Below are 16,372 nucleotides of genomic sequence, written 5' to 3'. Positions count from 1 at the left end.
TATGGCAACAAAAACTGAAGTTACGGTTGAAGAGAAGTTGAGAACACTTTATGATCTACAACTTATTGATTCAAGAATTGATGAAATCAGGAATGTTCGTGGAGAGCTTCCTTTAGAAGTGGAAGATCTTGAAGACGAAGTAGCTGGAATGAACACTCGTTTAGAAAAGCTAAAGGCCGATCTTGAAGTGATTGAAGACCAAATTAAAGAAAAGAAGAATAATATTGAAGAGTCTAAAACTCTTATCAAAAAATATTCGACTCAACAAGATAATGTTCGTAACAACAGAGAATACAACTCGTTGAGCAAAGAGATTGAATACCAAGAATTGGAAATTCAACTTTCTGAAAAGAACATTAAGGAATTCCGTGCTCAAATAGAGCAAAAAAATCAAGTTATCGAAGAAACTCAAAATCGCTATAACGAGCGTTCTGAGCACTTAAAGCACAAACAAGCAGAACTTGATGAAATCTTGAAAGAAACTGAAAAAGAGGAACAAACTCTTATTAAGGAATCTGAAAAGTATGAAGCTAAAATTGAGCCTAGACTTATTAAAGCTTACAAAAGAATTAGAAGTAATGTAAGAAACGGACTAGCAATTGTTGCAGTTGAAAGAGGTGCTTCTGGAGGATCTTTCTTTACTATTCCACCACAAGTTCAAGTAGAAATTGCAGGACGTAAAAAAATCATTACAGACGAGCACAGTGGTCGTATTCTAGTTGATCCAGATTTGGCTAACGAAGAGCGTGAAAAAATGGAGGCAATGTTTGCCAAACTGAAATAAGCGAATTCATTAAATATAACAAAGCCTTCACATAAAGTGAGGGCTTTTTTTGTACCTTCAATCTAGGTTTTTGATAATATATCAAACTCACTTTTGAAAATATGTACTATGAAAAGATTATCGATTTTAATTATAAGCATCCTTTTTTTCTCTTTACAAGGAGCTTGTAAACCTTCAAATGAAAAAAATAAAGAAATTGAATCTATAGCTCAAAAAGAACAATCCCCCGTTCAAACTGAATCAATTAACGGCCTTAAAAAAGCCTATTTCGCCAGTGGCTGCTTTTGGTGTGTAGAAGCAATTTACGAAAGTGTTATTGGAGTTAAAGACGCCATTTCAGGATATAGCGGCGGAACTATTGATAATCCTACCTATCAAAATCATAAAGATCACGCAGAGGCAGTTGAAGTAATTTACGACCCTGAATTGATAAGCTATAGCCAACTTGTTGATGTTTATTTTGGCTCCCAGAATATCACACAAATAAACGGCCAAGGGCCAGACCGTGGAACATCTTATCGTTCTATAATATTTTATCAAAACGAGGATGAAAAGAAAATTATTGATGATAAGATATCTCAACTCAATAAAGAATTAGACGGAGAAAAAGTTGCAGCTCAAGTATTGCCTTTTCAAAAATTCTGGAAAGCCGAAGAATATCATCAAAACTACGAACGCAATAATCCTGGCAATCCATACATTCAGAATGTTTCTATTCCAAGGTTAAACAAATTCAAGAAAAAACACCCTGAATTGCTTAAGGAAAAGCAAAACCACTAATAGCTAAATTTTAAACTATAATTATAATTAAGGGTTAGACTTTCTTTACTGCCTTAATCTCAAAAATAAGAGGATACAATTTGTTAGGAAGCTCGAATAATCCTTTTGCATTTTCTATTAAATCTGGAAAAACATTATAGGGAGATGCGTCGTGCTCTTTTAAGTATTCAATATGAAGACCAGCTTCTGCCAATGAAGTAATCACTTCTCCTAAACCGTGATTCCAGCCGTATTCCTTACTAATCATATCAGAATTTGGATTGGCATAAGTGCCTTTGTATTCTTCGTATATAGATTCTTTTTGTTGATAGCCATACTTCATTGCAGGTGGCGAAACTCTATAATCGAACATCCAGCCAATAGGGTGAAATTCTACAATATAAAAGAACCCTCTAGGTTTGAGCCGTTCCGAAATCATTTTTGCCCAAGGTTTTAAATCTGGCAACCAACCTATAGTTCCGTAGCTAGTGAATACTATATCAAACTTTTCTGAAATATATTCTGAAGTTTCTAATACATTACAGCATATAAAATTTGCGTTAAGATTCAATTGTATATTTAATTCCTTTGCTAGCTTAATACCTTCATCTGAAATATCAACACCTGTACAATTTGCCCCCATTCGCGCTAAGCTTAGGGTGTCTTGCCCAAAATGGCATTGAAGATGAAGAATACTCTTCCCAGAAACATCACCTAATGTGCTAACTTCATATTTGTTAAGAGAAGATTTTCCAGAGATGAAATCTTTCAAATTATAAAAGTCACTGCTAGCGTGAATCCCAACTTTCTTATTCCAAGTTTCCCTATTAGTATCAAACTCTTTTTTAAACTTCACAACTTTAATTTTTATAAATGTAACGAAAAACTAAAATTTCAAATTGATAAATTTTTAATTTATTTTTTATTATATTCGTTAAAAACGGGTTAAATACATTACGAAGCAATATTTTATATTGTAGTTTTATGAGACTAACTTAAAAACAAATTGTTATGGGAGACATTATTTGGCTTGTTGTTGTCCTTCTTATCTTAGGATGGCTTGTGGGTTATTTCGGCTTTGGAGAAGCTGTAGGAAGTTTAATTCACATTTTATTGGTTCTAGCAGTTATCGGTATTTTATATCGTTTAGCTACAGGCCGCAAACCTTAATACCGATCAATTCAAATCTCAATTATTAATTTTAAAACCAACAATCAATTATGAAGAAAGTTTTTTTAATTTTATTTGCCGCAGGTTTAATGAGCACTAGCTTTGTTAGTTGCCGAGAAAATAAAACTGTCGCAGACGACATAGAAGACGTTGCAGACGATATAGGTGATGCAATAGATTAATCAACCCCTTAAAATCAATAAAAAGCCCTTTTAACATATATTAAAAGGGCTTTTTTAATTTAAGCAACCATATCACTCCACTTGGGATGCTTGTCAATATACTTTTTTGTGAAAGGGCACAAAGGCTTTACTTTCAACCCACGCTCTTCAATATGCTTTAATACTGCCTCGGTTAATTTACTACCTATACCCTGACCTGCCAAAGCTTTAGGCACTTCAGTGTGAGTTATAGATATAACCTCATCCTTTAGGCTGTATTCAACAATTGCCAACTCTCCGTTTACATTTGCTTCAAACCTATTCTTTTCTTTATTATCAATCACTTCCATACTAATTCTTATTTTAAATAGTTCAACTCTCTAAAATAACCATTTAAAACCCAAATCCAAGTCCAAAAGCAACTCGAGCTCCATCTTTACTATTAAAGACACCTATATTTGCCGACATTAATTCTGCTCCATTAATAAATAATCCTCCACCATAAGTGTTATGCCACTTTTCAGAATAGTCGAAGTTTGGCATCCAAACTCTTCCATAATCAAAGCTACCATAGACCCCTAATTTAATTGGAGCAAGCGGAGTTTTTAATTCCCCAAAAGAATAACGTAAATCGGTGTTTTGATAGTAAGCAGATTTTCCAGTATAACGCTGATTTCTAAATCCTCTCAAACCATCTGTTCCCCCTATGGAAGCAGCGTGATAAAATTCGTAGTCGTCTCCAATATTTAAATGACCTTTAAGTGTTGTTGCTAAAACTAAATTCCCGGAAGGAATTAATTTATGGGCAATTCCCCATTTTGAAGTTATATAACCAAATGTTTTATCTTCATCGAGATTACTCTTAACTCCAGTTTCTAAATCGAAAGACATTCCCATAGTAGGGTAAGCTCTGTTATCTGAATTTGCAAATTCAAATAGAATGCTTGCACCTGCAAATTGCACTTCATCAAAAACATAAGTTGGAAGATGAGGGTTATTATCAACAAAGCGGTTATTAGTTTTATGAACTTCTATATTTTCATAAGATCCATTAACGCTAATTTTACTTCCACGATGTGAATCCCAAATAAATCCTGGGGAAATGGAAAAACCTCTAATTTTAACTCGATTATAATCCTTTCCAAAATCTTCTTGAAGATTATTTGTTTCGTTTCCGTATCCAAAAAAGTTCTGAGTGAAATTTGGACTTTGAAACTTGAGATCTAATAGAAAGTTTATTTTTTTAATCACATTGGCAAACTCCCCACGATAGTTTAATTCATAACCATTTGTTTCAAAGTAATAAGCTCCTAAAATTGTATGCTGACTTGTAAATGGATTTCGTTCAAACCCGTAAGTTGTATAAATATTTGACAAACCTAGCTTTAAACCATCATCAGGATTTGCTCCTATAGTTGGCAAAATTTGATTGGTATTGTTTTTTTGTTTTTTATAATCAAACACATTGGTTTTGTAGTCGTCTGTAAGTTTGATTTTAGCCTTTTTTGCTTTTGAAACATCATTAGGCATTGTTTTGTAATCGTATATAATCACATTCCTCCCATCTTCCACTATATAATCGTCATTGTTTTGCCCTCCGATTAATCTAATTTTAATCTTCTTACTTTTTCCTATTACTTCAAAAGTATCATCGTCATCTAATCCGTAAACCCAAATTTCCTTTGTTGTTTTTGGTGAAAACACTCTAGAGTGAAAACGATCTTTAATAGTGTCATCTTTTTTACGGAATATCTCAACAGTAACCTCATTATTTTCAGCGGCTTTAATCCTTATATAATCATCCTTATTTGTCCCTGTTAAAACTCCATATTTTGATGTAAGTTTATAATACCTATCTGCAATTTTCTGAAGATTTGCCCTGCGTTGTTTTAGGTTATATTTTATTTTATCTAAACTTTCATCTTGAACTTCTTTTGGCATTTTTGAAAAGGCTAAATCGATTACCTCATCTGTAACATTTTCAGTTATATATTGCACTTCTGCATCCCAATCATCTTTATCCACATCTACTAGAAAAGCCATATCTAATGGGTAAGGCTCAATATTCACTCCTTTTACATCTTTTATATCTGGACCGTATTTTTGTATCATCCTTGCTCCAGGTATAAATGCAATAGCTGCAGATAATAATAAACCTTCAGACATTACAGAAAAAGCTTGATCTCGATCTCTTGGAAGGGGTTTGTAAATTGTTTTCCCTTTTTTCTCAAACTCCATCCAACGCCACTGATCTTGATGCCTGTCCCAATCTCCAATCAGCATATCGAATAGTCTAGCTCTTAAATAACTTTTTTGGTCAATCACTACATCTTCGTCAGAGTAGAGATCTTCCATCATATCTAATGTACTTATAACTTCCCCCGTAAATTTTTCTCCTGCCAAATGCATATGTCCTTCAGAAGCGTGTTCTTCAAGTAGGTATAGTTCATTACCGAATTCTTCATTAAATTGTTTTAAAGCATTTTGTTTTGGTATGTAGAATAATTGCGGATTTAAATGATAAACTCCAGCAGCGTCAGATAGTGTTCCAACTACTAGTGGCGCATAAGGATGAGATCCGGTAAATGCATCTTTCACAAGTTTTTCAGAAAATGTATTATCGAATTGCCCTCCTACATAATTATCTTTAAAAGCTACAGCCTGTATGTATTGAGTAGCACTTTTTTCTACCGCACGCATAACAAATTGCCTACCGTCTTTAGCTTCTAAACGTAAAGACCTAGATTGACTTCCACCACCTTTTCTAACGGGTTGTAATCCTCCGAATAAAGTGTCTAAATCTACTACTTGGGCTTTTACTTCTTGGCCAAAATACTTTCGATATCGCTCACCCAACAGAAATCTATGAAATCCTGACTTCTCAGTATCTTCCTTTTTATAAACAGAAGCAGAAATTGAATCTTTAAAGGTATTTTGGTATTCTGGAATCTCAAATTTCGAGGGTATATTGATAGTTTTTCTAAAAATTACCTTATTCGATTTGGCGTCAACAAACTGAACATCTGAGGACATATTAGCATTAATATTTAATACAGCATAACCATTTCCTGCAAATCCAAAATCACCCTTTTTTCGCACTCTAACTGCATTGGTTTTTATTCCAGCTCCACTAATTATTTGAGTGAGATTATTAGAATTTATTAACTGCAAGTTATGGTCGTGCCCTGAAAGGAATACAACATTTTCATTATGCTGAGCCGCGGCAATTAGGTTTTTACTTAATTCGTTATAGAATTTGTTAGAAATATCTGCATTAGAAAAACCACTAGTATTTCTTATTACATTCTTTAAGTTTCCAAGGATTGGCAATGGTTTCATAAAGTCGATAAAACTATATTGCCCTCCGTGAGACCCATTAGTAAATACAGGGTGATGTATAGCAACTAAGGTAGTTTTACCTCGGGCTTTTTTAATTTCATCTCTAAACTCTTCCAAAAAAAGAGAGCGTGACTTAATTTCACAATTATCATTGATTTTTGGATGCTTGTTCCAATTTGTAATGTACCAATGTGAATCTACTATGAGTAAGATTGTATCGTCATCTAGCTTCACTTTCTCGATAGGGCATCCATTTTCAGGTAAAAATGTATTTTTTCCTAATGCGTTCTCTACAAATTTTTCTTGCTTTTTTAAACCATTAATTCCGCTATACCAATCGTGATTTCCTGGAATAAAAATAACTCTCCCTGGGAACGTTTTAGCAACATCAGTTTGAAATCGGATTATTTCTTCAGCCTTCTGAGCTTTAAAACCTTTTTTTGTTGGGAAGCCATTTGGATAAATATTATCACCTAAAAACAACAAAACATCTTCTTTGCTTGCTTTTTTAAAGTTCTCTTGCATTGCTCGTAATGCCAAAGGAGTCGATCCATCTTTTTCGATATATCCTGCATCCCCAATTAAAAAAATATTTCGAGTTTCAGAATTAATACCTCGTAATTCTGTGTCTAACCCATCTTCAGGAGTGAAGTTGAAAGTAGCGCAAGAGCTTAAAGTAATAACAAGTAAAATAAGTAGTGTTTTCTTCATATAACTAGAAAAGTTCTAATAAATTAAGATGTTCTTTCGAGATCTTTTGTGGTAAATAAATTTTCAGCTTTCTCTAAATCGTGATTCAAATCTGCTCTAATAGCCTTTATTCCAGAAGCACCTTGAAGTTCTTCAATTTCAACTATTTCTATATTGTCACTAATATAGTTTTTGGCTTTTAAAAATTCGAAATACTTTAAGTATTCCTTTTCAATAGCAGAACTTGAATATACAACGCATAATTTATGTGGCTGCGTTAAACGCTCATTTGTGTTTTTAATAAGAGCTTTATCAATTCGCTTTTTTATAATCTCATATCGCACATTATACGCTCCATCTACATCAAATTGCTTTTCATCCATTCTATAACGAATGTTTAAAGGAACATCGTGAGCAAGAATTAAAGAGGCTACTTTTAATTTTAAAGGAAAGTCCTTTTGAGCTTTATAAAACATAGCTTCCATTTCACACGCTACTTGCAATTGCCAAACACGAAGATTGTATAAATCTGTAAGGTGAAATGTTCTTTCTTGAGTAATAGATTGGCCTATATAAATATTGTGCTCTACCCCATCTGTTTTAAACTTCTCAAAGTAATGAGGGAACATATTTTGAGCCTTCCGCTGCTGCTTATCAATAAAACAAGACAATTCTTTATTGATTTTGTCAATTGTATTGTCATAGTTCTTACGCGCTTTGTAAAAGGACCTTAAATTTTCATCTAAACAATCGTAGAACCTCTTGATATCTTCAACATTCTCATTCGATTTAAGAAGGTGATCGAACAATGGAAATATTTGAGACGAATAAAAATTATTAATCTCCTGTTCGGTACTCGTATGAAGGTTTAATTTAAGTTCGAATAAAAAATTATCGATTTGATAAACTAACTGTTCGTAAAAAGGAAGTTTCTTTTCTTCAATACGTGTTTCTAATATTCGTTTTGTTTGGGTTAATTGTTCTTTGTAATCTTTTTGAACCGCCTCATTTCTTGCATTAGAAGAACCTACAATATCAATTTGACCGTATAGTGGAATAACGTTTTCGAAAACTATTTCCTTAAACACCGCATTCTCACCACTGTTTCTATTCTGTATGTATCTGTTTGCTTCTTCTTCAAAACGCCACTGAACTGATGGATGAATAGAAGTACACTCTTGTTGTATTACGGCGCTAATTTCATTTTTAAACTCAGTAATTGTTCTAGCCGAATAACTTAAAATGAATGGCATTAAAGTCTCTAACTTCACCATATTTATAGCATTAAGCTGATTGGCATTGTAGGTAGCGAGTTCTAAAATAAACATCATCTGCCCTTCAATCACAATTGGCATCAACACCGCACTCTTCAAGCCTTGATCAATTAAGGATCTACTTAAGCTATTTCCTCCAGTTGACTCATTATAACGCTCTACATTAGAAATAATAACCGTTTTATGCTCTTTAAACAAGCGGTTATAAACATCGTTACAGGCGTATTCCTTACAATTTATAGATTCGTTTGACGCAATTGTCAACATCTTAAAATTTAAATCATAAGGAGGTCGAAGTTGATTTCTATCTAAAATATAACTACCAAGCTGCAAATCGGGAATACCAAAAATCTTTCGAATGTCTTCTACTAAAAACTTATAGCTTTCATTATTCGGACGAATCATATGAGTTTTAAAACCATCGATGGCATTATCCAAAGTAGTATCAATCATATTTATGATACCGAATCCCTCCATAGTCCAAGAACCTTCAGGGAAATATTTCATCCAAACATTTTTGTCTTCCGCATTAGCTAGCAATTCGTCAACTACTTCTTGCGTAATTTCAACAGCACTTTCATTAGGGTAGATTTCTACATAGTCGGCATTAAATGTTACGCGATAGTTTTTCTCTTCGCCATTTTTCAATTTAATTTTTAAGTTTTTCGGCCTGTCAAAATCAATGTTATATTGATAATATGAATTCAGAATAATAGCATAAGGAATAAAGTCGTATCCCTCAATATGGTCGCGAAAAACTTCCTTTAAAACATTGTGATTTTGACGATTTGAGTCTTCAAGTATTTTAGCTAACCTTCTACTTTTATAAAAACTAAAATTAGACAATGGATCAATTGCCGCTTTAATTTCGTTGTTACTTAAGGCTGGAGGAAACAAATACCCCATAAGCTGATCTATTACCTCTTGATGCTGTTCATATTCTTCATAGGAAGATATACCTTCCGTAAGAATAGGGTTTTCTTTAAAGTGATTTAAAGCTTGACTTGCTTGAAATTGTTCTATTGGGTTATCAGACTTTAGTAATTCTAAACACTTGTCTCTAAGAAACCTAAAAGACAACATAGACACAAAAGGTCCTGAAGTAAATACTTTTTTCATACTAAATCTTTTAAGGGTTTCATGAAGTTATAATAGCTAATAATAAATGCTAGAGCCGAAATCACAATACCAAACATAAATACGGTATACGTAATTCTTAAGAGTCTGTATTTACGCTCTAAAACTAACCCTAGATAATATAAGTCTTTTGTAAGTGAATTGTAAAGAACATCTTGATTTTCCATTAAGTAATCAATTCCCCATTCAAAATCTTTTAATCCCATTTTATGGAAGTTTCCAAAAAACAAAATATTAGTTTGCTTATTCATAATCATCTCCTTTGTTACATTAACACTAGAGATATTTGGTCGTGTTGAAAGCACAGACAAAACAACTGAAGTAACGCTAAACAACATTAAAACCAAGGTAGGCCATACCAAGAAAGCATTAGACAAATTATCTAGCTTTGGAACAAGATTAGAAAGTGCCACCGAAATAATAATAGCATTTACTGAAAGTAAAATGTTGGCTTTTGTATCGGCGATAGCACTTAACTCAATGTGATTTTTTAAGGTAACACGAAACATTGTCTCTACCCCTCTACCAAATTTATTCGAGCTTTGTTTTGAAGCCTGTTTTGCCTTAATCTTATCAATCTTAGCGTCTAATTCACGAAGGTTTAACGCCTTTAAAGGTTGCCATTTTAGTTTTGCTGAATCTGAATAAAACTTATGCCATTCAAAAAATTCTTTATTTCCTTCAAGCCACTCCAAGTCAGTAAAAGAAGTGTTTAGTTTTAAAGAATTTTCTTTTCTTAAAAGATTAGAAATTTCAAAATAATTTTCAGAAGCTACGTGACTGCAATCTGCATCCTTTATTAATTTCTGAAGTTTAGTTTTTGGCTCCACATCTTTAATTGAAACAAGAATTAAATCTGCAACAAGGTCAATAATATCTTTAGAGACCTGATTGGATTGCAAAAACTCCTGAACAATTTTCACACTTACTTCTTCATGACCTTTATCTACTTCTACAAAACCAGTGTCGTGAAACCAAGCTGCCAGCTTTAAGATTTTTGTTTCCTTCTCAGAACATCCTTCCCATTCAGCGAGTTGAGAGATATCTTCAACCACTCGCCTAGTGTGATTTATATTGTGATAAAAATTTACTGTAGACAATCTTGTTTCAAATAAATCTGAAACAAATTGTTCGGCTTTTTCAATTATATCTTCCACTCAATTTTATTTAAATTAATGAAGTTTTTTCTAATAATAGTTATTAGCAAGTTAAGGTATTTTGTCTTTTAATAGCCTTAAAACTTACGCAAACACTATTCAAATAATAAAAGATTAGTTTCAAATTATTGTTTAATTCTATATTTCAAAACTACTTCCTACTAAATCGCAAGACTATTTAAGGATAAATTAAAGTACAAATCCACTAAGCGTCTCTTGTTTTGCTATTTTTACAAGAAATAACACACTATGAAAAATATACTATTACTTATCTTGTTTACAGTCTTTTTAATATCCTGCAAAAATAACAATAAGTCAACTGAAAACGTTAATCAAAACCAGTCTATTTCTATTGAAAACCTAAGCACTTCCGAAAAAATTGCAAATGCAAGCGGCTATAAAAACTGGAAAGACGTTTCGGAAATAGCCTTTACTTTTAATGTAAATCGTGGCGGCAATCATTTTTACCGAGCTTGGACTTGGAAACCAAAATCCGGAGATGTCACCATGACCTCAGCAAATGATACAATTAGCTATAATCGTACGCAATTAGACAGTTTAAATTTGGAAACCGATGCTGCATTTATAAACGATAAATATTGGTTACTTACTCCTTTTCAACTAATGTGGGATGAAGGAATCACTATTTCTGAAAAGAAAAACGTTGCTGCTCCAATTTCAAAAGACACATTAAACCAAATTACAATTGTTTATGGAAATAAAGGAGGATACACTCCTGGTGATGCTTATGATTTTTTCTATGACGAAGATTTTAAAATTAGAGAATGGAACTACAGAAAAGGAAATGCCGACACTCCATCTCTTAGCACCACTTGGGAAGATTATGAAGATTTCAATGGTATAGAAATAGCTAAAACATACAAAGATTCTACAGGCGGTTTTAAGTTGTATTTTACGGATATATCGGTGAAAAAATAAAAATCCCCACTACTAAATCACTAAGTTACAAAACCTTAAAAAAGCAGTTGTTAATGCTAAAATATATGACAAAATAAACGGATATAAATTCCTATTTTTGTGAAAAGACGAAAATTTTAACTCATCCAAATGTTTCAAAACACTTTAGAATACGCAAAACAACAGGACTCCCAAGACCCTTTAGCATCTTTCAAAAAAAAATTTCACACACCTAAAAATGCTTCAGGGGAAGATTTAATCTATTTATGTGGAAACTCCCTTGGGTTACAACCAGTACTTACTTCAGAATACATCAAAGAAGAATTACAGGATTGGGCCAATCTTGGTGTAGAAGGTCACGTACAAGGGAAACACCCTTGGTTACCTTATCACGAATTTCTAACTAAAAACATGGCTAAAATTGTAGGAGCAAAACCTTCAGAAGTAGTCGTGATGAATACCCTTACAACAAACCTTCACTTGATGATGGTTTCGTTTTACCAACCTACTAAAACAAAGTATAAAATTGTAATAGAAAGTGATGCTTTTCCTTCAGATAAGTACGCTATGGAAAGTCAACTAAAGCATCACGGGATTGACCCTAAAGATGGATTAATTCTTTGGAAGCCAAGAGAAGGTGAAGAACTTTGCCGTTTTGAAGATTTGGAAGAAATCATGGCACAAAGTGGAGATGAAATTGCTTTATTAATGATTGGCAGCACCAATTATTACACAGGTCAATCTTTTCCTTTGAAAAAAATTACCGACTTAGGACATAAGTACAACTGCAAGGTTGGTTTTGATTTGGCTCACGGGGCTGGAAACATACAACCAAATTTACACGAATCGGGTGCTGATTTTGCTGTTTGGTGTACTTATAAATATTTAAACAGCGGTCCTGGAAGTTTAGGAGGATGTTTTGTACATGAACGACACGCAAACAATAAGGACTTAAATCGTTTTGCAGGTTGGTGGGGACACAATAAAGACACCCGTTTTAACATGCGAAAAGATTTTGATGCACTTCCTGGAGCTGAAGGATGGCAGTTAAGTAACCCGCCAATTTTATCGATGGCTGCAATTAGGGCTTCATTAGACACCTTTGCCGATGCTGGTTTTGAAAACCTACGTGAAAAATCTATAAAGCTTACAGGCTATTTAGAGTTTCTACTAGATGAGATGAAAAACGATGCTATAAATGTAATTACGCCTCGAAATCCAGAAGAACGCGGTTGTCAGCTTTCTATTCAAGTGAAAAATGCAGACAGAAACTTACACAATAAGTTAACAGAAGCAGGAGTAATTAGTGATTGGCGTGAACCTGATGTAATAAGAATCGCCCCTACTCCTCTTTACAATAGCTTTGAAGATGTTTATAAGTTTTCAGAGAAATTAAAGCAAGTATTAAACAAATAAAAAGAATTCCTCCCGAGCGCAGTCGAGGAGTAAATCTTTAGCAGAATATTGAATAACTAGGTCTCGACTGCGCTCGACCAGACAATTTTTATAATGAGCAAAAACCATAATATCTTAGTAATAGGCGCTGGTCTCTGCGGAAGCCTTTTAGCTTTACGTTTAGCGCAACACGGTTTCAATATAACCTTAGTAGAAAAAAGACCCGATTTACGAAAAGTAACTCTTGATGCTGGTCGCTCTATAAATTTAGCCTTAAGTGATCGCGGATTACGCGGTTTGCGATTGGCAGGTGTTGAAGAAGCCGCCAAAGAACTATTAATCCCAATGACGGGAAGAATGATTCACGAGAAATCTGGCAAAACATTTTTAAGCCCTTATAGCGGTAGAGATGATGAATATATCAATTCAGTTTCTCGCCCAGGTTTGAATAAACTTTTACTAAATGAAGCTGAAAAAATGCCAAACCTGAAAATAATCTTCAATCAATCCTGCGTGGAGGTAGATCATAAGACTCCTTCTGCAACTTTTGAAGATTTTGAAACAGGTGAATTAACCACATATACGGCAGATGTAATTTTTGGAACTGACGGCGCTGGATCTGTTGTAAGATCTAGCATGGTAAACGACAAGGAATTCCTTTTAAACATCTCACAACAATGGCTGGGTCACGGGTATAAAGAACTCGAAATTCCTGCTGCTGAAAACAATGGTTATAGAACTTATAAAAACGCACTTCATATTTGGCCACGTGGTGAAGATATGCTTATTGCGCTACCAAATTTAGATGGAAGTTTTACTGTAACCTTGTTTCTTCCGTATAAAAACAGCGATTATTGTTTTGAAAACCTTACTACTCCCGAAAAAGTAGAAGAATATTTCCAAAAGGAATTTCCTGATGTGTTAGAATTAATTCCTAATCTTACTGAAACCTTCTTTACCAATCCAACAGGTTCTATGGGAACTGTAAGATGTGATCCTTGGCAACGCGAAGGAAAGATTTTATTAATGGGAGATGCAGCACACGCAATGGTTCCATTTTACGGCCAAGGAATGAATGCTAGTTTTGAGGATGTAGCAGTTTTTGACGAAATTTTAAATCAATATAAAGATGGTTTATCTTCAGGAGAATCATCTTGGGAAACCATTTTCAATGAATATGAAAAAGTCCGTAAAAAAGATGCCGATGCTATTGGTGAGCTTGCAGTTGACAATTTCGATGAAATGAAAGCTCATACGGGAATGGAAATATTTCAAAAGAAAAGAAAACTTGAAACGGCATTCGAAAATGAATTTCCAGGAGAGTATTACAGCAAGTATTCTTTAGTTACCTTTAATGAAGATATTCCCTATTCCGAAGCAAAAAAATTAGGAAGAGCACAAGACAATGCTATCTTAGGACTGATTCACGAAGGAAAACTTCCAGAAACGATGTCGTTAAAAGAAAAGCTTGAAGTAGTAAGAAAACAAACACAAGTTATTCTCAATACAAAAGAGAAAGCTGATTATTTAAAATATTAGAAACATCATTATTTGATGTTAAAGAAAAAATTCAATAAAAAAATTAATAATGGGAAACAGCAGCAAATTAGTTGAAGGAAAAGCAACCCCGAGAGGTGCATATCCACACGTTAAACGCGTAGGCGACTTTATTTTTATTAGTGGCACAAGCTCACGTTTGCCAGACAATACTTTTGCAGGCGTAAATAAAATTGACGAAATGGGAACAATGCATTTCGACATTAAAGAGCAAACTCGTGCTGTATTAGAAAATATAAAAGATTATTTAGCAACAGAAGGAGCAACAATGGCCGATGTGGTTGATATCACTACTTTTTTGGTAAACATGAATGACTTTGGAGGTTATAATCAAGTATATTCAGAATATTTCAACAAAGAAACCGGACCAACGCGCACAACTGTTGCAGTACATCAATTACCGCACCCACATTTAGTGATCGAGATTAAGGCTATGGCATATAAGCCAGTAAAAAGCTAAATAAAGAACTACTAAGAGTTATCGCAAACCTCCATGTAGGTTAAAAGAAGATTGCTATGTTCCTTTCAAAATTAAATTGAGGGAACAGGATAAAATTGAAAATAAATTGACATTGAAAATTCTAAACTATATAAACGGCGAATACGTTGAGCCACTCTCAAAAAAATGGCTGGATAATTATAATCCTTCCAATGGAGAAGTGTATTCTCAAATTGCAAATTCCAATCAGGACGATATAGAAAATGCATATAAAGCCGCTAAGGAAGCTTTTCCTAAATGGAGTAATACAACTATAGACGAACGCAGTCGTATTCTTCTAAGAATTGCAGATTTAATTGAAGAAAACTTAGTTGATTTAGCTGAAGCTGAAGCAAAAGACAATGGGAAGCCATTAAGTTTAGCTTTGTCTGTTGACATCCCAAGAGCATCATCAAATTTTAGATTTTTTGGAAATGCCATCACTCAGTTTTCAAGTGAAGCTCATGAAAGTGTTGGGTTAAATACTATGAATTTTACACTTCGCCAACCCCTTGGAGTTGTAGGCTGCATTTCACCTTGGAATCTACCTTTATATTTGTTTACATGGAAAATTGCACCTGCAATTGCTGCAGGAAATACGGTAGTTGCTAAGCCAAGTGAAGTAACCCCAATGACCGCCTTTCTCATAGGAAAAATTTGTACGGAAGCTGGTTTACCAAAAGGTGTTCTGAACATAGTTCACGGCTTAGGTCCTTCTGCGGGAGAAGCAATAGTAACCCATAAAAACATTAAAGCAATCTCCTTTACTGGTGGCACAAAAACTGGCGAACATATTGCTCGTACTGCCGCTCCAATGTTCAAGAAATTGTCGTTAGAATTAGGTGGCAAAAATCCAAACCTCATCTTTGCCGATTGCGATTATGAGAAAATGCTAGAAGTTACTGTACGCTCATCGTTTGCTAACCAAGGTCAAATTTGTTTATGTGGAAGTAGGATATTTGTTGAAAGACCAATTTTTGAAAAATTTAAAAGAGACTTTGTTGAAAAGGTAAAACAACTAAAAGTTGGAAATCCTTTTGAAGCTGAAACAAACATAGGAGCTCTGGTTTCCAAACCTCACTTAGAAAAAGTTGAATCTTATATTAAACTCGCCAAAGAAGAAGGTGGAAAAATACTTTTCGGTGGAAATCGAGTTAATGTAAAAGATTTTGAAAACGGATATTATTTAGAACCTACAGTTATTGAGGTTTTCGACAATAATTGTCGTGTGAACCAAGAAGAGATTTTTGGGCCTGTTGTAACCATTATGCCTTTTGATACTGAAGAAGAAGTGTTAAATATGGCAAACTCAGTTAAATATGGCTTATCTTCTACTTTATGGACTTCAGATTTAAATCGTACCATGCGAATTTCTAAACAGATTGAAGCGGGAATAGTTTGGGTTAACACATGGCTTAACCGCGATTTACGAACTCCATTTGGTGGTGTAAAAGACAGCGGTGTGGGACGTGAAGGGGGATTTGAAGCTTTGAGATTTTTCACTGAAGCAAAGAATGTGTGTATTAGATACGAATGAAGTTGAACACGAAATA

Annotated in this window: 14 protein-coding genes; 9 read left to right on the top strand and 5 right to left on the bottom strand. The window is 33.9% G+C overall.

Features of this window, described 5'->3' with window-relative positions; genetic code table 11:
• Position 1: 1 nt before the first annotated feature.
• Together G3A46_RS05255 and msrA are read left to right on the top strand one after the other, a co-directional pair.
• Positions 2–784 (top strand): C4-type zinc ribbon domain-containing protein, encoded by a 783-nt coding sequence (locus G3A46_RS05255; protein WP_165147076.1) that lies wholly within the window; start codon positions 2–4, stop codon positions 782–784.
• Positions 785–892: 108 nt separating this feature from the next.
• Positions 893–1,564: a peptide-methionine (S)-S-oxide reductase MsrA gene (gene msrA, locus G3A46_RS05250; protein WP_165147073.1), complete on the top strand. Its 672-nt coding sequence runs from the start codon at positions 893–895 to the stop codon at positions 1,562–1,564.
• A gap of 34 nt (positions 1,565–1,598) precedes the next feature.
• Here the strand turns inward: msrA and G3A46_RS05245 are convergent, their stop codons facing one another.
• Positions 1,599–2,399 carry a class I SAM-dependent methyltransferase gene (locus tag G3A46_RS05245; protein ID WP_165147070.1) on the bottom strand — a complete coding sequence of 267 codons (801 nt, stop codon included), beginning with the start codon at positions 2,397–2,399 and terminating at the stop codon, positions 1,599–1,601.
• A 155-nt stretch (positions 2,400–2,554) separates the two neighbouring features.
• On the opposite strand from G3A46_RS05245, the gene G3A46_RS05240 reads away from it, so the two are divergent.
• Both G3A46_RS05240 and G3A46_RS14460 read left to right on the top strand, forming a co-directional pair.
• Positions 2,555–2,713, top strand: coding sequence for a lmo0937 family membrane protein (locus G3A46_RS05240; protein ID WP_139855844.1), 159 nt, complete (start codon positions 2,555–2,557; stop codon positions 2,711–2,713).
• A 50-nt stretch (positions 2,714–2,763) separates the two neighbouring features.
• On the top strand, positions 2,764–2,895 hold the full coding sequence (locus tag G3A46_RS14460) for a hypothetical protein (RefSeq protein ID WP_277875375.1): 132 nt from the start codon (positions 2,764–2,766) through the stop codon (positions 2,893–2,895).
• Between the two features lie 59 nt (positions 2,896–2,954).
• On the opposite strand, the gene G3A46_RS05235 is transcribed toward G3A46_RS14460, so the two are convergent.
• Genes G3A46_RS05235 through G3A46_RS05220 form a run of 4 tightly spaced genes read right to left on the bottom strand, consistent with a single transcriptional unit; the run spans position 2,955 to position 10,471 of the window.
• Entirely contained in the window at positions 2,955–3,224 is a 270-nt protein-coding gene (locus tag G3A46_RS05235) for a GNAT family N-acetyltransferase (RefSeq protein ID WP_165147067.1), read from the bottom strand.
• Positions 3,225–3,267: 43 nt separating this feature from the next.
• Positions 3,268–6,924, bottom strand: coding sequence for a metallophosphoesterase (locus G3A46_RS05230; protein WP_165147064.1), 3,657 nt, complete (start codon positions 6,922–6,924; stop codon positions 3,268–3,270).
• A gap of 23 nt (positions 6,925–6,947) precedes the next feature.
• A complete protein-coding gene (locus tag G3A46_RS05225; RefSeq protein ID WP_165147061.1) occupies positions 6,948–9,296 on the bottom strand; it encodes a hypothetical protein in 2,349 nt (782 codons plus the stop codon).
• Positions 9,293–10,471, bottom strand: coding sequence for a Pycsar system effector family protein (locus G3A46_RS05220; protein WP_165147058.1), 1,179 nt, complete (start codon positions 10,469–10,471; stop codon positions 9,293–9,295). The genes G3A46_RS05225 and G3A46_RS05220 overlap by 4 nt, the downstream gene beginning before the upstream one ends.
• A gap of 249 nt (positions 10,472–10,720) precedes the next feature.
• On the opposite strand from G3A46_RS05220, the gene G3A46_RS05215 reads away from it, so the two are divergent.
• The 5 genes from G3A46_RS05215 to G3A46_RS05195 all read left to right on the top strand — a co-directional run bounded on the left by G3A46_RS05215 (position 10,721) and on the right by G3A46_RS05195 (position 16,356).
• Positions 10,721–11,410: a hypothetical protein gene (locus G3A46_RS05215; protein ID WP_165147055.1), complete on the top strand. Its 690-nt coding sequence runs from the start codon at positions 10,721–10,723 to the stop codon at positions 11,408–11,410.
• A gap of 129 nt (positions 11,411–11,539) precedes the next feature.
• On the top strand, positions 11,540–12,805 hold the full coding sequence (gene kynU, locus G3A46_RS05210; protein ID WP_165147052.1) for a kynureninase: 1,266 nt from the start codon (positions 11,540–11,542) through the stop codon (positions 12,803–12,805).
• Between the two features lie 93 nt (positions 12,806–12,898).
• Positions 12,899–14,323, top strand: coding sequence for an NAD(P)/FAD-dependent oxidoreductase (locus G3A46_RS05205; protein WP_165147049.1), 1,425 nt, complete (start codon positions 12,899–12,901; stop codon positions 14,321–14,323).
• 49 nt (positions 14,324–14,372) lie between these two features.
• Positions 14,373–14,801 (top strand): RidA family protein, encoded by a 429-nt coding sequence (locus G3A46_RS05200; protein ID WP_139855836.1) that lies wholly within the window; start codon positions 14,373–14,375, stop codon positions 14,799–14,801.
• Positions 14,802–14,913: 112 nt separating this feature from the next.
• On the top strand, positions 14,914–16,356 hold the full coding sequence (locus G3A46_RS05195; RefSeq protein ID WP_165147046.1) for an aldehyde dehydrogenase: 1,443 nt from the start codon (positions 14,914–14,916) through the stop codon (positions 16,354–16,356).
• Positions 16,357–16,372: the final 16 nt, after the last annotated feature.

It is taken from the genome of Aequorivita sp. KMM 9714, from assembly GCF_011065475.1.
Lineage (GTDB): Bacteria > Bacteroidota > Bacteroidia > Flavobacteriales > Flavobacteriaceae > Aequorivita > Aequorivita sinensis.
This window is presented reverse-complemented; position numbering and strand designations above follow the sequence as displayed.